The sequence below is a fragment of the Providencia rettgeri genome, assembly GCF_013702265.1.
Taxonomy (GTDB): Bacteria; Pseudomonadota; Gammaproteobacteria; order Enterobacterales; family Enterobacteriaceae; genus Providencia; species Providencia zhijiangensis.
The window spans coordinates 2,004,519-2,028,364 of record NZ_CP059348.1; the positions used below are offsets into that span (position 1 = coordinate 2,004,519).

Below are 23,846 nucleotides of genomic sequence, written 5' to 3' on the forward strand. Positions count from 1 at the left end.
ATCCTCGGGTGAAGATACTCAGTAAAACAATAGCATGTTATAGTTACTGCATACTTCAAGCAAGCTTACGAACCAAGAAAAAGAGTTAAATATAATGATTTGTGCAATTTATAGAAGCCCGAACCGTGATCAAACTTATTTATATGTCGAGAAGAAAGATGACTTTTCACGCGTTCCAGAAGAACTCCTCAAGCAATTTGGCAAACCACAGTTTTCAATGTTAATTTCATTGGATAAACGTGAAAAGCTGGCAAATGCGGACATTGAGCGAGTTCGAGCTGACCTTCAAGACGTTGGTTACTACTTGCAATTCCCACCTCCGGTTGAAAATTTACTTTCTGAATATCGCGAATTAAACGACTAAGATAATTTAGGATGATCCTTAAAAAGCCATTATCGTCAGGAGGATAAAAATGAAGCCAACGTTATTATATACATTAGTCGCTGGTGTGCTTTTAGCAAGTTGTAGTGCTCCACAGACTCAAAAAGCTGCAACTCAAGCAAACGAAACTCGAATTCTGACAACGGCACAAGAAGCTGCGATTGAGAAAGAAGTTATCGCGCTAGATAAAGCTTTTCCAATTGAGCAACGTGAACCTTCACAATTCCCGGCTTATGTGGAATTGCTGAAACAACATGCTGCGGCTCAAGGTATCAAACAATCTACGATCGATCGTGGCTTTGCTAACATTTATTTCCTTGAACGTGTCGTAAAAGCGGATAAAGGGCAACCTGAAAAACGCGCAACAGTGACGTTAGCCAGCTATTTAAAAAATGTCTTACCACAATCTCGTATTAATGCGGGTGTTGAAAAGTACTATGAAAACCAAGCTGTATTAAACGCAATTAGCCAAAAATATGGCGTGCCGCCCCAATACATTGTCTCTTTATGGGGACTCGAAAGTGGTTTTGGTCGTTCACAAGGTAAAGAAGATGTGATTTCAGCGCTTGCCACACTCTCTTTTGAAGGGCGTCGTGAAGCACTGTTTAGTAAGCAATTATTAGCAGCACTGGAAATCATGGATAAAGGCTATATCCCAGAAGATCAGCAACTGAAAGGTTCATGGGCTGGAGCGATGGGGCAGAGCCAATTTATGCCAACTTCTTATTTATCCTATGCCGCAGATGGTGATGGTGACGGTAAAATGGATATTTGGAATAACAAAGCCGATGTCTTTGCTTCAGTTGCCAATTATTTATCCACCGAAGGGTGGCAAGCTGCATTACCATGGGGCTATCAAGTTTCACTACCTGCTGATTTTAACCGTAGTTTAGAAGGGGTTAAAACGGAACAAGGGAGAACCGTTCAGGAGTGGGAAAAATTAGGGGTTAAATTACCTGCATTTTCCCAACTTTCGCCAGATGTGAAAACATGGGTGGTTATTCCTGATGACCCTGAAGGTCGAACATTCTTAGTGACCCAAAACTTCCGCACGATTATGCATTGGAATCGTTCATATTATTTCGCATTAAGTGTTTGTATGATGGCGGATGGCATCGCTGCAAAAATACAATAACGATAATAGGAGTTACCGACATGTATCAACATCGCGACTGGCAAGGTGCTTTATTAGATTTCCCTGCCAATAAAGTAGTTTGTGTGGGCAGTAACTATGCCAAACATATTAAAGAAATGGGTTCAGCACTACCTGAGGAGCCTGTCTTATTTATTAAGCCGGAAACTGCCCTGTGTGATGTGAACCAACCAATTGTTATTCCTAAAGAATTGGGCTCAGTTCACCACGAAGTTGAGATGGCGATTTTGATCGGTATGCCTCTTAAAAATGCGGATGAAGATAGGGTTGCTCGTGCAATCGCCGGTTATGCGGTAGCACTTGATTTGACCCTAAGAGACTTACAGGCAAAGTTTAAGAAAGCAGGGCAGCCATGGGAAAAAAGCAAAGCTTTTGATGGTTCATGCCCGATTTCTGGATTTATTCCCGTCAGTGGTACCAGTGACCTGCAAAATATGTCACTGAGTTTAGAAATCAACGGCGAGGTTCGTCAGTCTGGCTCGACCCGTGATATGATCACGCCAGTTTTACCGCTAATTAGCTATATGTCCCGTTTCTTTACCCTACGTCCTGGGGACGTTATTTTAACCGGAACACCGGAAGGTGTGGGGCCATTGGCTTCTGGGGATATGTTAAAGCTAACGATTAATGATAATTCACTGACCACTAGAGTCATTTAAGTATAGGATTTTGCAGTATTATGTCTCAGTTTTTCTGGCAGGTTAAAACCTTAGATGAAATGACCGATGAAGAGTGGGAGTCTCTCTGTGATGGATGTGGGCAATGCTGCTTGCATAAATTAATGGATGAAGACACCGATGAGATCTATTTCACTAATGTGGCTTGCAACCAGTTAAATATTAAAACCTGTCAGTGCAGACATTATGCAGATCGTTTCAAATATGAAGCGGATTGCATAAAACTGACTCGGGATAATCTGGAAACATTTGCTTGGTTACCAAGTACCTGCGCATACCGCTTGTTAATGGAAGGAAAACCGCTTCCTGCTTGGCATCCATTGAAAACCGGTTCAAAAGCTGCAATGCATAATGAAGGTATCTCAGTTCGCCATATCGCAGTACGAGAAATTGATGTGGTAGAGTGGGAAGACCATATTATGAACCGACCAAACGACAGATAATGCATCACTAATCGACTCTTCTAAAAACCCGCTTCATTTATACTGAGCGGGTTTTTTTATCTCACGCCCTCAGCTAGATCCAACGCCATTAATTCGATGAAAAACGACAAATTGAATGAAAAACAACCAATCTTAATAGCCTGTCAAGATCTTTTGTTAAGAAGAAGATATTTGCACTTTGTGGATCCTATTGAAATTGATTACTGATAAATGAGAACAAATTTGATTTATATTTAGCAATATTTGAATGTTAAATATTCTTTAATAAAAAGTAGAGTGATATTTAAATAATATTCAGTCAGCCTAATTCACACGCATGGTGATTTTAAGTGCTATTTCATAGCATATTGAAATAATATACTTTTCCTGTCCTATTTCGCTCAAATATCTTATTGTCATTGAAGAACTAATTTAATGAGTCAATGTTATCGAAATAGAACTATGATTAACGTTATTGTCACGTTAGTTCACTGAAAAGATGAGTAGAATAGATAGTGTTAAAATCGATTAGCACTTAGCTTTAAATGCTTTTTTGTTCAAAATGAAGACATAAGGTAAATCAAAAACTCACAAAATGCGTTTTTAGGAATATTCCTAATATGCATTTTTTAGGCAATTTTTATAAATTTGGTCGAATTGTTATTTTTGAAAAATAACCTTATATATCACTGAATTACGTAAATATGTCAAATTTTGACGCAGATCAAGTTTTTGGCTAAAAAGTACCACTTATTTAGTATTGTTAGATCAGAAATGATTATTTCCGCTTACATAGCCTCATACCTTGATACTCTTAATAAGATTAAATTGTCAAAGCCTTATTATATGACAGGAGCATTATCTTGCGGTATTTATGATTTTTTATTATAAATATTTTCCCTGCCTCTTTACTGCATTTTTTCTATTCCCTCTATGATAGTGTTAGTCACTAAGAAATTGTTGTTATATAACTTTTTACTTCAACCTAAGGCGCAATAAAGTTATAGATAATTCCTTTACTCTTGTTGAGAGTTAATTGGGTGTTGGAATAATAATTCGATATTTAATTTTATTTATTGGCAAATGTTTCAATATGAACATCGAGTGATTCAATAAGAATAATTTATCAATTACGTATTTTTAACACGTATGGAGTGAATTTATTTTGTAATCAAAAGAATAGAAAAAGTGTCTAAATGTAAATAAAAATACAAAATTTAACTTATATCGCAAATTTAAAATATTCACAAAAATCTCATATATCTTATAAAAACAAATTTAAATGTTATATATTTGAATTTGTTCTTTGTAGTTATCTTATTTGGCCTCTAAATATGACTTATTAAGTGTAATTAATATATTGAATATTTCGATTAATAGATCGTTTGTAATAGTTTGAGCCTATCAAAATGTTAATAAGCTAAGGTAAAAACGATTTAATGACACATAAGTTTTTATGTATTCTTTGCTTCGAATTAGTGGTCATACAACTTGTTGGTCAAAAAACAGATATCACTGAGCTATTGCTGATGTGCGCATTACGGTGATCCGTTGAAGCTCTAAATATGCTGACTTCTGGCTGTATTTTAATACGGTCGGGCTCTGTTTTTGCTGTTACCCAAGAATGAATTAAAGACCTCTTAATAATTTGTATAAGCAATAAATAAAAAACTCATCTTAGGAATTGAAAATGAAAAAAGTTTTACTGACTGCTATCGCAGCAACAGTTCTTGGTTTCACAACAGCAAATGCAGCAACTTCAGTTGGCGGTGGCCAAGTTAACTTTAACGGTAAAGTTATGGATGTTTCTTGTAACGTTTCCGTTGATGGTCAAGGCAGCGATGCAACTGTGTATTTAGCACCTGTTTCTTTACAAGAAGTTAAAAACGGCGGCGCTAACACTATTTTAAAACCAAAAACTTTTGCTATTGAAATCAGTGATTGTGCACAAAGCGGCAAACCTGTTACTGATACTGCAGCTTTAGGTGTGCGTTGGACTGGTGGTAACTTAGCCGCTAATACTAACGGTAGCTTAGCTAACACTGTTGTTAACGGCGCTAAAAACATCCAATTAGCACTGTCTACTGACGGCGAAAAAACCACTAAAATTTTTCCAGGTCAAGCAAGCCAACCAAAAGCAATTGGTGAGAAAAACGGTAGCAATACCCGTTTCACTTACTATGTTGGTTACTCTACAGCAACTCCTGACACTGTAAGCGCGGGTGAAATCCAAAGCTACGCGACTTACGAAATTACTTATAACTAATTTTTCAGTCAGTTTTTATCGGCATTTTCGATAAAAGCATGAGTTAGTAAGCGGTGGGTTAACTGCCGCTTTTTGCTTTGAGGCCCACATGAAAGCCATTCTATTTAGTCTTTGCTTACTGTCGAGTGTGACAGCATTTGCAAATAACATCATCGTTAACGGTACTCGTTTTGTTTATCCTAGCGATGAAAAAGAAATCACTATCCAATTAAATAATACGGCTGACCGTCCTGCTATGGCCCAAACATGGCTTGATACAGGTGATGCATCTGAAACACCTGATACCATTAAAACGCCATTTCAACTCACGCCGCCGATTTCCCGAATTGAAGCAAAAGGTGGGCAAACCATCCGCATTAAGCTGATGGATAAATCCGCCTTACCGCAAGACAGAGAATCCTTATGGTGGCTGAATCTGTTAGATATTCCACCAATGGTCAAAAATAAAGCAGAAGAAAATCAAAATGTGCTGCAATTGGCTATTCGTTCTCGTTTTAAATTTTTCTATCGCCCATCAGGCCTAGGTAGTCGCGAGCTCGCTCCTGAACAACTCGTTGTTAAAGCAGATGGCAGCAAACTTAATATCGGCAACCCGTCGCCATACTTTATTACTATTACAAAAATTTCTACTGATGGTTCTAACGGATTGAATAATGAAACAATTTTTTTAGAGCCTAAAAGCCAGTCGACGGTGACGCTCAAGCGTGCACTGACGTCAGGAACTAAGATTATTATTAACAATATCAATGATTACGGCTCAGATGTAGCGGTAAAAACTACCGTTAAATAGGATTTAGAATGAAGCAGAGAGAGTTAAAAAATAAATATACAAACTTACTCTCAGTGACAGGTTTAGTCACAGTCTGTGCTTTACCGTCGTTTTATGCTTGGAGTGAAGAAGATACCACGTATGAATTTAACAGCGGTTTCATTATAGGTAGTCAAGAAAACGTTGATTTTGACAGATTTAATACGACAGGGATCGGCCCAGGAAAATATTCCGTTGATGTGTATACCAATGGGAGTTGGAAAGGGCGATACGACCTTGATTTCGTCGCAAAAGAAAATGGACAGTTAGGAACCTGCTATACCCCAGCTCTGTTATCTGACTTGGGTATTAATGTCGAAAAATTTGCACCGACGGCGAAACCCGATAGTAAAGAGTGTCTTTTTTTAACTCAGTGGAATAGTGACCCTGATGTTAGCGACACATTTCATTCATCAACGTTACGAGTTGATATTTCTGTTCCTCAAATTTATGAGCAGAAATCATCTCGTGGCTATGTCTCTGAACAATTCTGGGAGACAGGGATCCCTGCATTGAATCTGGGCTATATGAGTAACTATTATGATAGTCACTCAAACGGCAACAATAATGCGAGTGCTTATCTCGGATTAAATGCAGGATTAAGCTATGACGGTTGGTTATTAAAGCATATTGGAAATTTAAATTGGCAACGTAAAGAGGGTGCTAATTGGCACAGTAACCAAACCTATTTACAACGTCCTATTGTTGGCTTGAAGTCTAAGGCAACCGCTGGTCAGTTTTATACTGACGGGGATATGTTTGACAGTATCAGTTTATTAGGGGCTAAAATTGCCACTGACGATACGATGTATCCTGATAGCATGAGTTCTTTTGTACCTGAAATTCGTGGTGTTGCACAAAGCAATGCCCTTGTTACCGTCAAACAGAATGATGTCGTTATTTATCAAACCTCGGTTTCACCAGGGCCATTTAACCTCAATGATGTGTACCCATCTGGTTATGGTAATGACCTTGTCGTGACTATTAAAGAGGCCGATGGAAGTGAGTCTTCTTTTAGTGTGCCTTACACGTCGATGGCGCAGTTACTACGTCCCGGTTATACCCGTTATCAACTGTCAGGCGGTAAATCAGATGCTAAAGGTATCAGTAACCAACCGTTTATTATGCAAGGTACTTTGCAGCATGGTTTAAATAACACTTTCACACTGTATGGTGGTGTCACGGCATTTGATGACTATCAGGCTTATTTGCTAGGTGCGGGTGTGAATACGGTTATTGGTGCGGTTGCTGTCGATGTTACCCAATCAAGAACGGTATTCAATCAAAAAACGGATATGGGGCAAAGTTACCGTTTTACTTTCAACAAGTTATTTTCTGATACTGACACAAACCTTGTGCTAGCGGCATATCGTTATTCAACAGAAGATTATTACAGTCTTTCTAATGCGATTTACACGATTGATGCGGATAAGAAAGGAATAGATAGCTCATTAGGACGTGAGAAAAACGGTTTTAGCTACACAATTAACCAAAATTTACCGTACGACTTAGGAAGTTTCTATTTTACTGGACGTATTTCAAGTTATTGGAACCGTAGCGGTATCGAAAAACAGTATCAATTAAATTACAACAACCAATTTGAACGCTTTTCGTATGGCATCTCATTTATGCGAGTTTATTCAGATAATACGCAAAGAACGCAAGATGACCGTGTGAGTTTAAATGTGAATTTCCCCCTCTATTTCGGGGATCGCAATTACGCTGCCATTACCTCAAACACCATCTTTAATAATGATAAATTTGGTTCTTCACAAGTGGGCGTTAATGGATCATTTGATACAGAAAATAATTGGACTTATGGTTTAAATACGTCGTTTGAAGAACACGGTAATAGTAACTTTGCACTGAACACGGGATACCAAACTTCAGTTGTGAATACGAATGCTAACTACAGCCAAGGTAATGGTTATCGCCAATATGGTGCTTCAGCTAATGGATCAATGGTGGTGCATGCTGGTGGAGTCACATTCTCGCCAAATACCTCTTCAACGATTGCATTAATAGAAGCGAAAGGCGCGGAAGGGGCTTCTGTCATGGGATCACAGAATACCAAAATTGATAGCCATGGGTATGCGTTAGCGCCTTATGTTCGTCCTTATCGTATTAATAATGTCGACATTGACCCGAAAGGTAGCCCAGAAGATATCGTATTTAATAGCACCACTGCGCAAGTTGTACCGTATGAAGGTAGCGTCGTAAAAGTTGTTTTTGATACGAAAGTTGAGAAAAACGCGGTGTATAGCGTGGTTAGACCAAACAATAAAGCGCTGCCATTTGGTGCCAATGTTTTGGATCCTCAAGGGAATTACATTGGTGTTGTAGGGCAAGGTGGTACCGTTTTTATCAGTAATAATGAATCTAAACTTGCGACAGTGAAATGGGAAGGCGGCGAGTGCTCGTTCCCATTAACGGCGGAAAACAGTCAGGAGAGTCTATGTCAATGATCAAAAAATGGCGCTGGCTAATTGGTGCTGGTGTTCTCCTTACTACTCAGTATGCATTAGCTTTTGGGTATGCAGATGTTTGTTATCGCAAGAATGTAAGACCCATAGATCTCAATATGACTTTAGGCAATGTTGTTGTTGATCCAAACCTTCCTGTTGGAGGGGTTATTATGAGAAAACAATGGCCTATGCGTACTAATGGCTATCAATCGTATTTAACATGCTATGGAACGAATGCGCTTCAAGCTGAAGTGGTGATGGGCGGCCTGCGTCATTTAGGTGATGGCGTTTATCAATCCAGTATCCCAGGGATAGGAATGAAATTTGAACGTGGTGGAAACCAAGTCAATATTCTCTATCCCGGTACTCATACGATTTACGGCGGGCGAAATGGTGTAAGCGTATACCTTGAAAACTCAACGTTCACATTAACGTTGATAAAAACCGCACGAAAAACAGGTTCTGGCACAATTGCTAATGGGCAGTACACCGAATATGGTTACAAACATAATACGGATCCGCTAATTCGGACGTATCTACAAGGAAATGCAATCACCATTGTATCGCCATCTTGCTTAATCAATGGTGGACGAGAACAGAATGTGACACTCGCGCCGATAAAACGCAATCAATTGACCGCTTATCAAGCACCTGTGGGAGAAATTGATTTTGATATTACCATGGAGTGTAACGGTGGTATTACCTCTTCAGGCTTAACTACATTTAATATTGATTTTCGTGGAAATGCTTCGGCTAGTGATGTTAATGGTGTATTAAGAAATGAAGAAGCTGGAACTAATGGTGCAAAGGGTGTTGGTATTCAAGTGATAGAAAGAAGTAGTAAAGCACCATTAAGTTTTACTCATAGTTATAAAGTAGGTACCGTAGTGAATAATCAAGATGATTTGTTAATTTTTCCTTTAACAGCTCGATACTTTCCTTATGAAAGAGCGATTTCGGCAGGTGATGTTCGGTCGCATTTGGTTTTCAATGTAACCTACGATTAAAAATTACATTAATTTTCTATAATGAATCGCATATTTTTAATGAAAGATATGCGATTTTTTATTTTTAAATTAATACTGGTCAGTGGTGTGAGGTCGGATGTTTTATTATATATATAATATGCAATTTTAATTTTTCGAGATAAATAAAAAATACCCAGGAAGCTAATTTTAATCGATAAAGATTAATTACTACATTAGCCTTAGCTGGGTATTTTTAGATAATCAAAAAAAGATTATTATGCGTGATGTTTAGATGGAATAATTACACTTTCTGCTGCGTATTGTAATTCTCTATTCGGAATATCGAATGAATGGTCATCGTTATTATTAATTTCACTTTTATAACCGTTAAAGAACCATTCGATGGGGCACATTAAAATCTCAGCAATATCAAGCAGATGGTCGATTGGGATCTTGTTAATACCATTTTCATACCGCGATATTTGCTGCTGACTTAAATGTAACTTATTTGCTAGATTTGCACCTGACAAGCCTAGCTCTTTTCTCCGGTTTTTTATTCTAAGACCAATGACACTATGAATGTCCATATGACATACTCAACTTATTATTAAGGTTATTATCAGTCGTTTTCACTATATATTATATTAAATTACAAGCTGGTTTAAAAGCTAATAATTAAATTTAACGTCAAATTAAAGTGTTTAACTTTCAATGATAGTCTTTCATTTAATGATAGTCATATTAAAAAGTTTGACGCTTGTTGCTGTAATGCCATTTTGAATATTCTGAATTAAAATTACAATAAGAATATCCCGCTAGAATTATGCGGTTAAACCTGTCTGTTTAATAAAATCGACATTTTCTTGTTTGTAAGTCAATTGTTTAATATATTGATTAGTTTAGTTAAATTGTTCCATTTTGGAACTTTTTGGTTGGTTAGGAGATATTCTGTATTTCCCATCTCCTTAATAATTATTTATTTTGAATATAAATGGAAATATAAATTAATGAATTTAAAATACAACATTGTGATTTATTGGTGAATTAAAATTTAATTTGTATTTTATTTTATTTTTATTATCAAATATAACTAAATTCATTATATGAAATAATAAAAAAGAAATTTCTTTAACGCTACACTAAGTATAAATATCAAGTATACTTGAGTTAACTTAATTCGCTTTATCACTGAGTGTGCGAGGGTAACATGAAACTGTATATCTATGATCATTGTCCATTTTGTGTTCGTGCCAGAATGATTTTTGGCTTAAAAAAAGTTGCGGTAGAAGAAGTTATTTTGTTGGATAACGATATCGAAACCCCAACACGTATGATAGGGCGCAAAATGGTACCTATTCTAGAGAAAGAAGATGGTAGCTATTTACCTGAGAGTTTAGATATTGTGCGTTATGTTGACCAATTAAGTGAACCCCGTTTAGCAGCAGGAGAAATTAGCCCTGAAATTGATAGCTGGTATAAAGCAGTTTCTTCGACGGTATCTAAATTAGTGACACCACGTTTTACTGAATCTGAATTTCCTGAGATAGCGACAGAGGCGGCTAAAACCGCATATATCCAGCGTGTTAGCAAGTTTCATGGGGATGATTTATCCGTACTGCGTAAAGAAACGCACACGCTGTTGATTGAGTTAGAGCCGCATATGGATCTATTAGATGTATGGCTAGAAAAGCGTAGCAAAGCACTTGTGGATATTAACGACTTTATTATCTTCCCTGTGTTGCGTAGCTTAAGTATCGTGAAAGAAATAGGTTTTAGTACCACAATTCATGACTATATGGATCGCACATCAAAAGCGACGGGAATTAATTTGTTATTCAGCCAAGCTAAGTAGCCTTTAACGGATAGCAATAGAATAAGATAAAAAAACCGCCAGATTAAAAATGGCGGTTTTTTATTTTGTAATAAGGGCAGAATTACTGCATATAATCACTCAAGGTATAAACAAGTTTATAATGCCCTTGTGTCAACGTTAAATGATCTTTGGTTAATGTTACTGTTGCTCCATTTTTCAGCATACGGTTAATTAAGCTATCCCATCGTGAAAGATCCTCATCTACGCACTCTAATTCTGTTTTACTTAATGTTTTAACTTTTAATGTTGCATTATTAATTGTGCCCATTCCGTTAAAGTCATTACACATAGAAGCGGAGACAAACAATTTTTCACCGAATGAAATGGACGGTGCGGTCTGTTTTTTAGCAATGCGCTGACCATCCACTTCAGTTAAGACAAAATTATGATGCATCAACTGCTGCTCAAGGGATTGCTGACTGCTACCCGCCTTGACTTGATGGGTTTGGCAAGCGGCAAGTAACAAACCAAAGATAGTGAGCGGGATCAATCTTTTCATGATGCAAGATCCTGCTATGGCTTCACAACGTTCGGGCAGTTCTCGCCACGACTGATTTGCTGAATATTACTCAGTGTTGTTAAGCTGATACTTGTTAAGGCTTCTTCAGTTAAAAACGCCTGATGACCAGTAAATAAGACGTTATGGCAAGAAGACAATCGGCGGAAGATATCATCTTGAATCACATCATTAGATTTATCTTCAAAGAATAAATCTCTTTCATTTTCATACACATCCATGCCTAATGCGCCAATTTTTTGGGATTTAAGTGCATTAATAGCAGCCGCAGAATCGACTAAAGCTCCACGGCTGGTATTGATGATCATCACGCCCGATTTCATGCGATTAAATGCATTTTCATCCAGTAAATGGTGGTTCTCCGGTGTTAAAGGACAGTGCAGAGAAATAACATCGGATTCCCGATACAAGGTGTCTAAATCGACATACTCGGCACCCAGATCAAGGACGGCTTGGTTAGGGTATGGGTCATGAGCCAGTAAGCGCATCCCAAAACCTTTTAAAATTCGTAGTGTGGCTTGGCCAATTTTGCCCGTACCAATAATACCAGCAGTACGGTTATGCATATTAAAGCCAGTTAAACCTTCAAGAGAAAAGTTAGCATCCCGAGTACGTTGATACGCACGATGAATACGGCGATTCAAGCATAGCATCATGCCAACAGCATGTTCTGCAACAGCTTCAGGGGAATAAGCAGGAACGCGAACGACTTGGATGCCCAACTCATTGGCGGCATCTAAATCAACATTATTAAAGCCGGCGCAGCGTAACGCGAGAATATGCACATCGAGAGCAGCGAGCTCTTCCAGCACAGCACGGTTCGCTTCATCATTAACAAAAATGCAGACTGCATCAGCACCGACGGCGTTTTTAGCCGTCTGAACAGTTAATGGAAAATCAAAGTATTCAATATTAAAATTAAACTCTGATTGTTGGTTGACCTGTTCCATATGTTTGCGATCATACTGTTTGGTGCTATAGGAAACAATTTTCATCAGAGGAACTCCATAATTTATAGGAACCAATAAATGACAAAGTGTAGGTAAAATAAACAAACCTACAAAAATATGCGTTCAGAATAAGACAATTAGTGATGTAAATCACCTCTAAATTAAGAAAATATCTTACTGTTTACGTTTGATTTTCGTTTGCTCACTATCTTTAACAAAGACGGCCATTTTTAGTGTTAAAATAATGCAACTGTTAAGTTTTATTTTTCTTCTTTTACAGAATAGATTGGTTTTAAAGAATAAAGAAAGTTAAGGAGCAGCGTGAAAATTTGCATTATTGGTATATCGGGAGCAGGAAAAACAACGCTCGCTCAAAAGTTATCGGAAGAATTTAGTCTCCCCGCATATGGTTATGATGAAATTTATTGGGATAAAACCCAAACGGAGTACGTTAAAAATACGCCGGAAACTATGAATTCGCTGATTTCGGAGATCAAATCTAAAGAAAGCTGGATAATGGAAGGCTCTTATGACAAGCGTTTAGCGCCTTTTTTTGCCGATAGCTCATTAATTATTAGGCTCAACATTCCTTATCGAGTTTGCGCGTATCGGATCATTAAACGCTTTTTAATATCGCAATTAAAGGGTGTGCGACCAAAAGAAACCTTCATGAATACGATAGAGCTACTGCGTTTCGCAAAGCAATTTGATCAGCGATTGGATGATTTTTTTGCAGCTAATCCGATGTTTGCCGAAAAAGTGAAGGTTGTGCATGATGCACAATCATGTTTTCATGAAATTACCAACCATGCAACATCGCATAATCATTAAGAACTGACTGAAAATAATGAAGTAACAGAATGAACGGATAGGGTTAAGTTGTTCATTTCTGCTTTAAAAGATTAGAATATATTTATCTAAATAGAGAAAGTTATTATGGATATGACCTACATTGCAATGCAAGTTGTCGGACTGCTCGTTCCGATGCATCCTTTCGCTTTATTTTCGTCCATCTCATCAATGGTATTTATTGTTGCCTCATGAAGATGGTACTTAGAGAATATTCATGAAACGGGCAATAAAAATACTGTTTTTCTTATTAGGGGTGAGTGTTGTGCTCCTAATCATATTATGGACAACATTAACCCGTTGGGCGCCCGTTGTTGCTAAACATTTTTTACCCACACCAGTGACACTGTCACTTTCTGAACCACAACTTGTTAATCATCAAATTAGATTCCCGAGTGTGGGATTAAGTGCAAATAATTGTTCTCTTGCAACAGTAACGGATGCCCGAATCTCTTTTTTCCCGATTAGGGCCAAAGTTGATGGGCTTGATGTTAATGCGGAATGTTTGGATGGAATCAAAACGAGTGAGGAGTCACCAAGTTCTCCTATAAACATCACCGAGATACTGGATGCTATCCCTCAATTTTCACTCGTCATTGATAAGATCACACTGCATTCTTGGGAGCAGTATCAAGGTAGTTTATGGTTACGCAGTACCGCTGATTCTCCACTTATGTTGGATTATCAAGGGAAAAATGTACGGGTTTCTTCTTTTGTTAATTCGCAAAATCAACTGATTGTGCAGCAATTTTCGGCAACATTACCTCAGAGCACATTAGCGTTAGAAGAGTTGCAAGCTCTGGATCAAAATAAGCCACAAGAAGAGCCTCAACATATTGAATTAACAGCGCAATTGGCTTTACCTCTGACGACGGCTCAACTGCCCGAAACGGGAGATATCGAAGCCCAATTTAAGCTTATTGAGTTAAATAAACGCTTAAATACAAAACTGCATTGGCAGCGCGATCAAGGCTTACTGACCGTTACAGATCTTGAGCAGCAACAAGAATTATTCCATCTTCCATGGCAGGTTTCATCATCACAAGTGACCGTAACGGATGGGCAATGGCGCTGGAATGATGGACAAATTCCACTTCATGGTGGAATTGCATTTCAAATTGATAACTGGAATCAAACCCTGAGTGAGTTTGTGGTTTCAGGACGTTTGAACATGTTGACTGATGCGAAAAAAGGAAAAGCTAACTTAGTCCTTACGCTTGAGCCTAGTCGTATCAATCTCCTCGATGCGGATATTGATTTTAGACTCAACGGTCAAGTGAAATACGATGACATGGTACTGGATATCAATTTGCCAGCGAAAATTGCAGGCCAGTTGGTTTCACCCACCGTCGCATTTATGCCTGGTTCGTTATTGAGAGCCTATGGGCGGGTTTCACCGACGATTCTGTTACGAGAAATACGCTTACCTTTGGCGGGTACCCGGTTAAATGCCGAAGGAATTTCGGGGCGCTTACAAGCAATTTTAAAGGTAAAAGAACAATATTGGGGTGACTTTGATATTCATCTCGATGGCAGTGCGAATAAGTTTAATATTGATAAAGGTAAATGGTTCTGGAATTACTGGGGTAATGCTCAGCTGCCTGCGTTAGCGGCTCGTTGGGATGTTAAAGGCAACGGCAGTTGGCAAGATACACAATTAACGCTCAATAGCTTAAATACGGGATTTGACCAAATTAAATATGGTTTACTCTCCATGTCTGCTCCACGTCTTAAATTGACATCCCCGTTGGTTTGGCAGCGTGATCACGCAAAAGCGGATTTTTATGGCGCATTACAATTAACCAGTAATCGAATGTTATTTGGTGCAGATAGCTATTTGCCTAAAATTACGGCAAATGCGGAACTTAAGGGTACATCCCCAGCCAGTTTTCAGTTGAAAGGGGATTTAAGTACCAGACAAGTAGGGCCTATTGTTATATTTGGACGCTGGGACGGTGAACGTCTGCGTGGTGAAGCACGTTGGCCGGAGCAGTCAGTTAAAGCATTTCAGACATTAATTCCGAAAGACCTAGGTATTGAATTACGTGAAGGTAAACTATTTTCTCAAGCTGCTTTTTCCATGACTCCAGAAAATGGTTTTATTGCTGGTGGACATTGGCGAGTGCAAAATACGAGCTTATGGATGAAGGATGGTGAGCTTAATGGTTTGGATTTTGTCTTACCGTGGAAATTACATAATAGTACGTGGACATTAGGTGAGAAATCACCCGTTGAATTACGCATTAAGCACGTCTCGAATTTGTTTGAATTCACCGATATCAAAGCGGATTTATCAGGAACGTATCCGCCAACGGAGACTCATCCGATCCAGCTTAGCAATGTTGGTTTTAAAATGTTAGGCGGGGAAATCAATCTCGATTTACTGCGCTGGCCACAAAATAAACCGGCAACAATTAGTGTTCATCAAGTGGAGCTTAGCGAGCTATTCACAAAACTAAAAGTTTCACAATTTGCTGTTTCTGGTCGAGTAAATGGTGAGTTGCCATTTTACCTTAATAATCCTGATTGGATTATTAAAGGGGGATGGATGGAAAATAACGGGCCTTTGACATTACGCTTAGATACCAATTTTGTGGAGTCTATTGCCAAAGATAATATTTCAGCAGGATCGGCGATTGGATGGCTACAATATCTTGAAATTCAACGCAGTCGTACCGATGTGAATGTCACAAACTTGGGATTACTCACCATGTCGACTATTCTTGAAGGGTATAACACTAAAGAAGCCAAGAAGCGTGAAGTTCACTTAAATTATCACCATGAAGAGAATATTTTTCAGTTATGGCGCAGTTTACGTTTTGGTACTGGCTTAGAAGAATGGCTCGAAAAGAATATATAAAAGGGAAAAGGACTAACGTGAAAACATTAAAATTGATCATGATGATGGCAATGGCGTCGCTATTAACGGCATGTTTACGCGTAGAAGTCGCTACGCCAGATAAGCCAATTAACATCAATATGAATGTTAAGATTGAACATGAAATCCAAATTAAAGCTGACCGACAAGTCGAAGAATTATTAAAGGAAAACAGCGATCTATTCGGTGAGGTACCTGCAAAATGATGAACTGGTTTAAAGTCGTCACGTTATGTTCCACATTAAGCATATTTTCTGCATTTGCTCTGACGGTGGAAGAAGGTAAAACTCACGGTATGGTGGGAGAAACCTTATCGGGATATTTGGCGGTAATTGACCAAAGTAGTGCAGATGCAAAGCAATTGGTTGAACATATCAATGCCGAAAGAAAAAATCGATATACAGAAATTGCAGATAAAAATGGGCTTAAAACCAATGATGTCGCAAGAATGGCAGGGCAGAAATTGGTTGAACGGGCGCCGACGGGAGAATATGTACGCGGTATTAATGGGCAATGGATGCAGAAAAAATAAAATGCGCACGAAAACTAATATAGTGCGCACTATTTTACGAGGCCTACTGCTAAGCAATCAGTAAATCAATATGGTTTTTCGCATGTGATTGCGCTTTCTCTGCGGATTCAGCACCTAATGCAGTACCTTCTGCGAAAACGAATTCAATGTCTTTAATGCCAATAAAATTCAAAAATAGGGTGATGTAAGGCACCATGATATCCGTTGGGGTGTCTTTATAAATACCACCACGGCTTGTCAGAACATAAGCACGCTTATTGGTTAATAAACCCACAGCACCTTGTTCGGTATATTTAAAGGTATGCCCAGAACGGGCGATAAAATCAAAGTAATGTTTCAGCTGAGAAGGCACTGAAAAATTGTACATCGGTGCGGTTATTACTAAAACATCGCTCTGTTTAATTTCATCAATGAGCTGATTTGATAGGTTTAAATGTGTTTGTTGCTGCTCGGTTTTAGTGTCAGTAGGTGCAAAAGCTGCTAAAATTTCGCCATCAATCGCAGGGATTGGCTGGTTAACTAAATCTCGAACTGTAAATTCATCATCGGGATTTTTTTCTTGCCACTGTTGTACAAAATAATCAGCCATTTTATTGCTGTGTGAATAATCTGCCAAAATGCTTGATTTCAATAGTAATACTTTACTCATTATTTTCCTCGAAACTCATGTGTCTATCTCATCAGATAATGATGATACTCGGTATGTGGCAGATTAATAGGAAGAAATTTAGAAGTCATGCTTCAAAAAAACTGATGGTATTTGTATGAGATAACTAAAATCATAAAACAAACCTAAATATTATCTTTAGCCACCACATGATTATAGATAGATGAGTGGCGTTATAATGAATTGAAAAATAAGGATTTAAGAATGGATCCCATTCTATCAGCATTACATGCTGAAATTGAACAAACATCACTGCGTGATCAATGGCAACTGAAGAAACGCCTTCACGGTATTGCAAAAATACAAGATCAAAAATCTCGTATGGCAGTTATCGAAGTTATCAAAGGGGATATTGAAAAGGCAAAACAGAAGGTTGAGAAAAAACGCCTGAATATGCCGAAAATTGTTTACCCTGAAAATTTACCGGTTAGCCAAAGAAAACAAGCTATTTTTGATGCGATTAATCAGCATCAAGTGGTGATCATCGCGGGTGAAACGGGATCAGGTAAAACCACGCAAATCCCTAAAATTTGCTTAGAACTTGGCCGTGGCGTGAAGGGTTTTATTGGTCATACTCAGCCAAGGAGATTAGCGGCTCGCTCGGTGGCTTCGCGTCTTGCTCAAGAGTTAGAGTGTGAGCTAGGCACAAATGTCGGTTATAAAGTTCGCTTTAGTGACCAAGTGAGTGATACCACCCAAGTTAAATTAATGACGGATGGTATTTTGCTGGCGGAATTGCAGAATGATAAATTGCTGCTGCAATACGACACTATCATTATCGATGAAGCCCATGAACGCAGTTTAAATATTGATTTTATTTTAGGGTATTTGCGCCAATTATTGCCTAAGCGCCCTGATTTAAAAGTCATTATTACATCAGCGACGATTGATCCAGAACGATTCTCTCGACACTTTGGTCATGCGCCAATTGTAGAGGTATCAGGGCGGACATATCCAGTTGAAGTACGTTATCGCCCAATTATGGGGGATGATAATGACAGCGAACGCGACCAAATTGACGGTATTATCGATGCCGTTAATGAGTTAGGACGTGAAAGTGCTGGCGATATTCTGATTTTTATGAGTGGTGAGCGAGAAATTCGTGATACCGCCGATGCCTTATCCAAGCTACAACTACGTCATACGGAAGTCTTACCGCTGTTTGCACGGTTATCTAACAGTGAGCAAAACCGAATTTTCCATCCTCATGGTGGCCGTCGGATTATCCTTGCCACTAACGTCGCAGAAACCTCTCTGACGGTTCCGGGGATCAAGTATGTGATTGATACGGGTTATGCGCGTATCAGCCGTTATAGTTATCGCACCAAGGTACAACGTCTGCCTGTTGAGGCGATTTCGCAAGCGTCTGCTAATCAGCGTAAAGGGCGATGTGGTCGTGTCTCGGACGGTATTTGTATCCGCTTGTATTCTGAAGAAGATTTTTTATCTCGACCGGAGTTTACCGATCCTGAAATCCTGAGAACCAACTTAGCGTCGGTCATTTTGCAGATGACCTCAATCGGACTTGGGGATATCGCGGCATTTCCATTCGTTGAAGCACCGGATAAGCGCAATATTCAAGATGGTGTCAAATTACTGGAAGAGCTTGGTGGGATCCAACCTCATAAAGATGCAGATAAAGGTTATCGATTAACCGATATCGGACGCCAGTTAGCACAATTACCCGTTGACCCGCGTTTAGCGCGAATGGTGATTGAAGCCAGAAAGTATGGAGCGGTACGCGAAACAATGGTGATCGTTTCGGCATTATCGATTCAAGATCCCCGTGAAAGACCGCTGGATAAGCAGCAAGCTTCTGATGAAAAACATCGACGTTTCCATGATAAGCAATCGGATTTTCTGGCATTTTTAAATCTGTGGGACTATTTAAAACAACAGCAAGAGGAATTATCTAACGCACAATTTAGAAAAATGTGTCGTCAGGATTTCCTTAACTATTTGCGAATTCGCGAGTGGCAAGATCTCTACACTCAGTTACGCCAAGTTGTGAAAGAGCAAGGGTTTGCGATCAATAGTGTACCGGCAGATTTTCGCAGTATTCATGTCTCGCTATTGGCAGGATTGCTCTCTCATATCGGTCAGAAAGATGCTGAAAAACATGAGTTTACGGGGGCGAGAAATGCGCGATTTACTATCTTCCCAGGCTCCGGTTTATTCAAAAAACCACCGAAGTGGACGATGGTCGCTGAACTGGTTGAAACATCAAAGTTGTGGGGTCGGATTGCGGCTTCCATTGATCCTGAATGGATTGAACCGCTAGCTGAGCATTTGGTAAAACACCACTATAGTGAGCCCCATTGGTCAAAATCAGAAGGTGCTGTGACAGCATCGGAAAAAGTAACTTTATATGGGTTGCCGATTGTGGCTTCACGCCAAGTGAATTATGGTTCGATTGATCCATTATTATGCCGTGAACTCTTTATTCGTCACGCACTGGTGGAAGGCGACTGGAATACCCGTCATGCGTTCTTCAGAGCTAACCTAAAACTGTTATCAGAAGTGGAAGATTTGGAACACAAATCACGTCGCCGAGATATTTTAGTGGATGACGAAACGCTATTTGCGTTTTATGATCAGCGTATTCCGAATGATGTGATTTCCTCTCGTCATTTTGATAACTGGTGGAAAACTGCATCAAAACAGCAACCGGATTTGCTCAGTTTTGAAAAAAATATGCTGATCAAAGAAGATGCCGGGAATGTGTCGGCGCTTGATTACCCAAATTATTGGTATCAAGGTGATCTCAAATTCCGTTTAAGCTACCAGTTTGAACCCGGCACTGACGCTGATGGCGTCACCGTTCATATCCCATTAGCCATTTTGAATCAGGTACAAAATGTGGGCTTTGACTGGCAAGTACCGGGCCTACGCCACGAATTAATCGTTGCATTAATCAAATCATTGCCTAAACCTATTCGTCGGAACTTTGTGCCTGCGCCAAACTATGCTTCTGCATTTTTGGAGCGAGTTCCAACTCCTGAAGGTAGTGTATTAGATAAGCTAGAACGCGAACTGCGTCGAATGACGGGGGTAACGGTAGAGCGTGAAGCTTGGCAATTAGACCAACTTCCAGTGCATTTAAAAATGACCTATCGAGTGGTGAATGACAAAAATAAAACCATCGCGGAAGGGCAAGATCTGGATGCCTTAAAAGATAGCCTTAAGGAAAAAGTGCAAGAAACACTGTCCGAAGTTGTGGATGATGGAATTGAACAAAGTGGCTTGCATATTTGGAGTTTCGGTGAGTTACCACAACGTTATGAACAAAAACGTGGGGGATATTCAGTTAAAGCTTATCCAGCGTTAGTGGACGAAAAGAACAGTGTGGGGATCCGTGTTTTTGAAACTGAACTCGAGCAACAGCAAGCAATGTGGGGCGGAGTTCGTCGGTTGTTACTCTTGAACATTCCTTCACCAATCAAATATTTGCATGAAAAACTGCCGAATAAATCCAAATTAGGACTCTATTTTAACCCTTATGGCAAAGTGCTTGAATTAATTGATGATTGTATTGCGTGCGGTATTGATCAGCTGATTGCAACTTATGGCGGCGCCGTATGGACTGAAGAGCAGTTTGAATCATTAAAAGAGTACGCGAGAGCGGAATTGAACGATGTGGTTGTGAATATCGCCAAGCAAGTTGAGCAAATCTTAACGTCGGTATTTGCTATCAATAAACGGTTGAAAGGTCGCGTTGATTTTTCGATGGCGCTCGCATTGTCTGATCTCAAAGCTCAAATGTCAGGATTGGTATTTAAAGGGTTTGTGACGGAGCAGGGCTGGAAGCGATTACCGGATATTTTGCGTTACTTAAACGGTATTGAACGTCGGTTAGAAAAGTTAGCCATCGATCCAAATCGTGACCGCGCGCAGATGAGCAAAGTTGAACACGTGCAAACCATGTGGCAGCAGTGGATGAGTAAACTCACTCCATTGCAAAAGCAGTTACCGGAAGTACAGGAAGTTCGCTGGATGATTGAAGAGTTGCGAGTGAGCTTGTTTGCTCAACAGCTTGGAACGCCATATCCGATTTCGGATAAACGTATCATTCAAACCATGGAAAGTTTAACGCAGCAACTGTAGTTTGGGGTTAATGATAGCGTTAGGCTGATGATAATTTATTGGCTAATAAGATAATTAATGCGCGATGTGGTAACTTTATCACTCGCGCATTTTTTTATTGTGAAATAGCCATAGAATTGATTACGGATAAGCTTTATGGCTCAACCCTTTTTTAGTTACAACATGCTAATGGGTTTGCACTATTTCTGCATTAGCAACTGAGTTGTCCTCAATATATTTAGCAAGCTAGCGCTGTTTGGGATTTATCGCTCAATAGCTTGTTCTATTTGCTGCTGAGTTGCTAATTTAAATTGAAAGCCTTCGATACGATCTTGCGCTTTAATTTGAGGTAATTTTTGCTGAAAGTGGCTTGGCGATTGCGGAGGGAATGATTGGGTTACGGCTGTTATTCTTTGAGACATCGAATGTGTCGCTTCTGATGGGGAATGAATAAAAGTAGGGCGATCAGCAAATGTGACTGTACGCAGATTCGTTGGGGCTATGTGCATTTTAGTTTCCTTATTGGTGAATAGTCATTCAAAAACTACATCACAAAAAAGGATGAAAATTGTAAAAAACGTGGGGGTTGAGCAGGGGGAAATAAAGATAATAAAAAATGAGCTAAATTCAATGGGTTAAATTTAGCTCATTAATAAAGAGTGGATTACGCTAACAGGGAATATAAAGCTGGTACTGAGGCTATCGCAATCCCAAATGCTAAAATTTTCTCAATTAACTTCAATGGCGCTTTTGCTGTTTGTTGTGAACGAGCATACAGAAAAATAATGATCCCTGGTGCATAAAGTACCACGGAGAGCATCAAGTTAATCAATCCTGATGCGTACAATAGCCATAATCCATAGACAGCGGCAACAAAACCAACCGCGAGCAGGGCTTTGCTATGGCGTTGATAAGCAACTTTAACTAAGAAAGCACCGACCAAAAAGTAAGGAACCAAAATCATCTCTGAAGCGATAGTCAGCAGGGTATTGTAGTTACTGCCACTTAACCAAATCAGCACTAAAGATAATTGAACTGCACCATTGGTGAACCATAACGAAGAAGATGGCGCATCATTCTTATTTAATTTATTGAAAATTTTAGGGAATGATTGGTATTGTGCGGCAATATACGGAACTTCAGCCGCCATAATTGTCCAGCTCAAATAGGCACCACAAACAGAGATAATCAAACCAGCTGCAATAATGATGTCACCACTAGAGCCAATTAAAGAAACCATTAATGTTGCCATCGACGGGTTTTTAATCTCAGCCAGATCGGCTCGAGGCATGATCCCAAGAGATAAAAGCGTGACAAGAATATAGATAATTAATGCAGAGCTTACCGCAAAAATGGTAGCTAGACCGACATCTCGGCGGTTTTTCGCGCGAGCGGAGACGACAACAGCACCTTCAATACCAATAAAGACCCACAAAGTAATCAGCATGGTGTCTTTAACTTGCTCCCAAACGGGAATACCAAGGTCAATGCCGCTAAAATCGGCATCAAAAATATCGAGCTTGAAGGCAAAGAACGCGAGTACGATAAACAACCCAAGAGGGACTAATTTCGCCATCGTGGCGAGCTTGTTGATCCCCGCCGCCGTTTGCACACCGCGAAGAACTAAATAATGCACGACCCACAGTAAGATAGATTCACCGATCAGAGCTTGCCAAGTATTTCCATCGCCAAACACAATGTTATCCGGCGTGTCAGTAAAGAAGCTGATCGCAGCAAAAACAATGACTAAATAAGAAACGTTGGCGACAACAGCACACAACCAATAGCCCCATGCAGAGCAAAAACCAATAAACTCACCGAATCCTACTTTTGCATAAGTAAATATTCCACCATCCAGATCAGGACGAATTCTGGAAAGGAGTAAAAGAGAGAATGCAAGAAATAAGATCCCGACGCCCGTGATGGACCAGCCGATAATTAATGCTAATGGGCTTGCCACTTCAGCCATATTCTGCGGAAGGCTAAATACACCAGCACCAACCATTGAGCTAAGAACTAGCGCGGTGAGTGCAGTAAGGCTTAATGTATTTTTCAATGTATATCCTGGTTGTTGTGCAATCAAAAGTTAAAATCACGTTAAGATAGCAATGCTATAAATGGATTCACTGTCACAGCTTTTAAATCCAGTTGGATCGCCTGCTAAATTAGAGTGTGGATTCTACGAATGAAATGCGACAGATGCAATGGGAAAATATGCACAGAACAAGATGTTTTATTCACTTTCGTTGTTTATGGCAAATAGGCTCACATTTTATAAACTACTCACTCGAGGTTATAAAAAAGTATGGCAGAGCAAACAAAAAAAGCCAGCTTGATATTTAAGCTGGCTTTCATA

Annotated in this window: 20 protein-coding genes; 14 read left to right on the plus strand and 6 right to left on the minus strand. The window is 39.3% G+C overall.

From position 1 onward, the window contains the following. The first annotated feature begins 94 nt into the window (after positions 1–94). The 8 genes from H0913_RS09225 (at position 95) to H0913_RS09260 (ending at position 9,180) form a co-directional block, all read left to right on the plus strand. On the plus strand, positions 95–364 hold the full coding sequence (locus H0913_RS09225; protein ID WP_036948197.1) for a YcgL domain-containing protein: 270 nt from the start codon (positions 95–97) through the stop codon (positions 362–364). Between the two features lie 49 nt (positions 365–413). Continuing rightward, complete coding sequence (locus tag H0913_RS09230; RefSeq protein ID WP_181478620.1) at positions 414–1,517, plus strand: lytic murein transglycosylase; 1,104 nt, start codon at positions 414–416, stop codon at positions 1,515–1,517. 20 nt (positions 1,518–1,537) lie between these two features. Further along, a complete protein-coding gene (locus H0913_RS09235) occupies positions 1,538–2,194 on the plus strand; it encodes a fumarylacetoacetate hydrolase family protein (RefSeq protein WP_154603877.1) in 657 nt (218 codons plus the stop codon). Positions 2,195–2,211: 17 nt separating this feature from the next. Next, complete coding sequence (locus tag H0913_RS09240; protein ID WP_196231028.1) at positions 2,212–2,655, plus strand: YcgN family cysteine cluster protein; 444 nt, start codon at positions 2,212–2,214, stop codon at positions 2,653–2,655. 1,669 nt (positions 2,656–4,324) lie between these two features. Further along, positions 4,325–4,900, plus strand: a complete 576-nt coding sequence (locus tag H0913_RS09245; RefSeq protein WP_154603876.1) for a fimbrial protein — start codon at positions 4,325–4,327, stop codon at positions 4,898–4,900. Between the two features lie 88 nt (positions 4,901–4,988). Next, positions 4,989–5,690 (plus strand): molecular chaperone, encoded by a 702-nt coding sequence (locus H0913_RS09250; protein ID WP_132495887.1) that lies wholly within the window; start codon positions 4,989–4,991, stop codon positions 5,688–5,690. 8 nt (positions 5,691–5,698) lie between these two features. Next, positions 5,699–8,173, plus strand: coding sequence for a fimbria/pilus outer membrane usher protein (locus tag H0913_RS09255; protein ID WP_154603875.1), 2,475 nt, complete (start codon positions 5,699–5,701; stop codon positions 8,171–8,173). Further along, positions 8,164–9,180, plus strand: a complete 1,017-nt coding sequence (locus H0913_RS09260) for a fimbrial protein (RefSeq protein ID WP_154603874.1) — start codon at positions 8,164–8,166, stop codon at positions 9,178–9,180. The genes H0913_RS09255 and H0913_RS09260 overlap by 10 nt, the downstream gene beginning before the upstream one ends. 236 nt (positions 9,181–9,416) lie before the next feature. Here the strand turns inward: H0913_RS09260 and H0913_RS09265 are convergent, their stop codons facing one another. Next, positions 9,417–9,728 (minus strand): helix-turn-helix domain-containing protein, encoded by a 312-nt coding sequence (locus H0913_RS09265; RefSeq protein ID WP_181477127.1) that lies wholly within the window; start codon positions 9,726–9,728, stop codon positions 9,417–9,419. Between the two features lie 620 nt (positions 9,729–10,348). Here H0913_RS09265 and grxB point away from each other — a divergent pair. Further along, positions 10,349–10,993: a glutaredoxin 2 gene (gene grxB / locus H0913_RS09270; RefSeq protein WP_154603872.1), complete on the plus strand. Its 645-nt coding sequence runs from the start codon at positions 10,349–10,351 to the stop codon at positions 10,991–10,993. Between the two features lie 82 nt (positions 10,994–11,075). Here grxB and H0913_RS09275 read toward each other — a convergent pair whose 3' ends face one another. Continuing rightward, positions 11,076–11,513, minus strand: coding sequence for an META domain-containing protein (locus H0913_RS09275; RefSeq protein ID WP_181477128.1), 438 nt, complete (start codon positions 11,511–11,513; stop codon positions 11,076–11,078). Between the two features lie 14 nt (positions 11,514–11,527). Then, the gene (locus H0913_RS09280) at positions 11,528–12,526 is read right to left on the minus strand and encodes a 2-hydroxyacid dehydrogenase (protein ID WP_154603870.1); all 999 of its coding nucleotides are present in this window, start codon (positions 12,524–12,526) and stop codon (positions 11,528–11,530) included. A 276-nt stretch (positions 12,527–12,802) separates the two neighbouring features. Here H0913_RS09280 and H0913_RS18650 point away from each other — a divergent pair, with 276 nt between their 5' ends. The 4 genes from H0913_RS18650 (at position 12,803) to H0913_RS09300 (ending at position 16,740) form a co-directional block, all read left to right on the plus strand. Continuing rightward, entirely contained in the window at positions 12,803–13,312 is a 510-nt protein-coding gene (locus H0913_RS18650) for an AAA family ATPase (RefSeq protein ID WP_232368774.1), read from the plus strand. A 235-nt stretch (positions 13,313–13,547) separates the two neighbouring features. Continuing rightward, positions 13,548–16,190, plus strand: coding sequence for a YdbH family protein (locus H0913_RS09290; RefSeq protein ID WP_181477129.1), 2,643 nt, complete (start codon positions 13,548–13,550; stop codon positions 16,188–16,190). A gap of 38 nt (positions 16,191–16,228) precedes the next feature. After that, positions 16,229–16,414, plus strand: coding sequence for a YnbE family lipoprotein (locus H0913_RS09295; protein ID WP_036948339.1), 186 nt, complete (start codon positions 16,229–16,231; stop codon positions 16,412–16,414). Then, positions 16,411–16,740 carry a YdbL family protein gene (locus H0913_RS09300; RefSeq protein WP_154603867.1) on the plus strand — a complete coding sequence of 110 codons (330 nt, stop codon included), beginning with the start codon at positions 16,411–16,413 and terminating at the stop codon, positions 16,738–16,740. Before H0913_RS09295 ends, H0913_RS09300 begins: the two co-directional genes overlap by 4 nt. A 49-nt stretch (positions 16,741–16,789) precedes the next feature. On the opposite strand, the gene H0913_RS09305 is transcribed toward H0913_RS09300, so the two are convergent. Next, on the minus strand, positions 16,790–17,389 hold the full coding sequence (locus tag H0913_RS09305; RefSeq protein WP_181477130.1) for an FMN-dependent NADH-azoreductase: 600 nt from the start codon (positions 17,387–17,389) through the stop codon (positions 16,790–16,792). A gap of 222 nt (positions 17,390–17,611) precedes the next feature. Between H0913_RS09305 and hrpA the strand changes: the two genes are divergently transcribed. Continuing rightward, the gene (gene hrpA / locus H0913_RS09310; RefSeq protein ID WP_181477131.1) at positions 17,612–21,511 is read left to right on the plus strand and encodes an ATP-dependent RNA helicase HrpA; all 3,900 of its coding nucleotides are present in this window, start codon (positions 17,612–17,614) and stop codon (positions 21,509–21,511) included. Between the two features lie 242 nt (positions 21,512–21,753). On the opposite strand, the gene H0913_RS09315 is transcribed toward hrpA, so the two are convergent. Next, positions 21,754–21,999 carry a hypothetical protein gene (locus H0913_RS09315; protein WP_154603865.1) on the minus strand — a complete coding sequence of 82 codons (246 nt, stop codon included), beginning with the start codon at positions 21,997–21,999 and terminating at the stop codon, positions 21,754–21,756. Positions 22,000–22,154: 155 nt separating this feature from the next. Continuing rightward, positions 22,155–23,546 carry an amino acid permease gene (locus tag H0913_RS09320; protein WP_036948151.1) on the minus strand — a complete coding sequence of 464 codons (1,392 nt, stop codon included), beginning with the start codon at positions 23,544–23,546 and terminating at the stop codon, positions 22,155–22,157. Positions 23,547–23,846: the final 300 nt, after the last annotated feature.

Coding starts and splice junctions, on each gene's coding strand:
- H0913_RS09225 (WP_036948197.1), top strand. CDS start 95: ATGATTTGTGCAATTTATAGAAGCCCGAACCGTGATCAAACTTATTTA.
- H0913_RS09250 (WP_132495887.1), top strand. CDS start 4,989: ATGAAAGCCATTCTATTTAGTCTTTGCTTACTGTCGAGTGTGACAGCA.
- H0913_RS09235 (WP_154603877.1), top strand. CDS start 1,538: ATGTATCAACATCGCGACTGGCAAGGTGCTTTATTAGATTTCCCTGCC.
- H0913_RS09245 (WP_154603876.1), top strand. CDS start 4,325: ATGAAAAAAGTTTTACTGACTGCTATCGCAGCAACAGTTCTTGGTTTC.
- hrpA (WP_181477131.1), top strand. CDS start 17,612: ATGGATCCCATTCTATCAGCATTACATGCTGAAATTGAACAAACATCA.
- H0913_RS09265 (WP_181477127.1), bottom strand. CDS start 9,728: ATGGACATTCATAGTGTCATTGGTCTTAGAATAAAAAACCGGAGAAAA.
- H0913_RS09295 (WP_036948339.1), top strand. CDS start 16,229: ATGATGATGGCAATGGCGTCGCTATTAACGGCATGTTTACGCGTAGAA.
- H0913_RS09290 (WP_181477129.1), top strand. CDS start 13,548: ATGAAACGGGCAATAAAAATACTGTTTTTCTTATTAGGGGTGAGTGTT.
- H0913_RS09300 (WP_154603867.1), top strand. CDS start 16,411: ATGATGAACTGGTTTAAAGTCGTCACGTTATGTTCCACATTAAGCATA.
- H0913_RS09260 (WP_154603874.1), top strand. CDS start 8,164: ATGTCAATGATCAAAAAATGGCGCTGGCTAATTGGTGCTGGTGTTCTC.
- H0913_RS09280 (WP_154603870.1), bottom strand. CDS start 12,526: ATGAAAATTGTTTCCTATAGCACCAAACAGTATGATCGCAAACATATG.
- H0913_RS09305 (WP_181477130.1), bottom strand. CDS start 17,389: ATGAGTAAAGTATTACTATTGAAATCAAGCATTTTGGCAGATTATTCA.
- grxB (WP_154603872.1), top strand. CDS start 10,349: ATGAAACTGTATATCTATGATCATTGTCCATTTTGTGTTCGTGCCAGA.
- H0913_RS09275 (WP_181477128.1), bottom strand. CDS start 11,513: ATGAAAAGATTGATCCCGCTCACTATCTTTGGTTTGTTACTTGCCGCT.
- H0913_RS09255 (WP_154603875.1), top strand. CDS start 5,699: ATGAAGCAGAGAGAGTTAAAAAATAAATATACAAACTTACTCTCAGTG.
- H0913_RS09230 (WP_181478620.1), top strand. CDS start 414: ATGAAGCCAACGTTATTATATACATTAGTCGCTGGTGTGCTTTTAGCA.
- H0913_RS09315 (WP_154603865.1), bottom strand. CDS start 21,999: ATGCACATAGCCCCAACGAATCTGCGTACAGTCACATTTGCTGATCGC.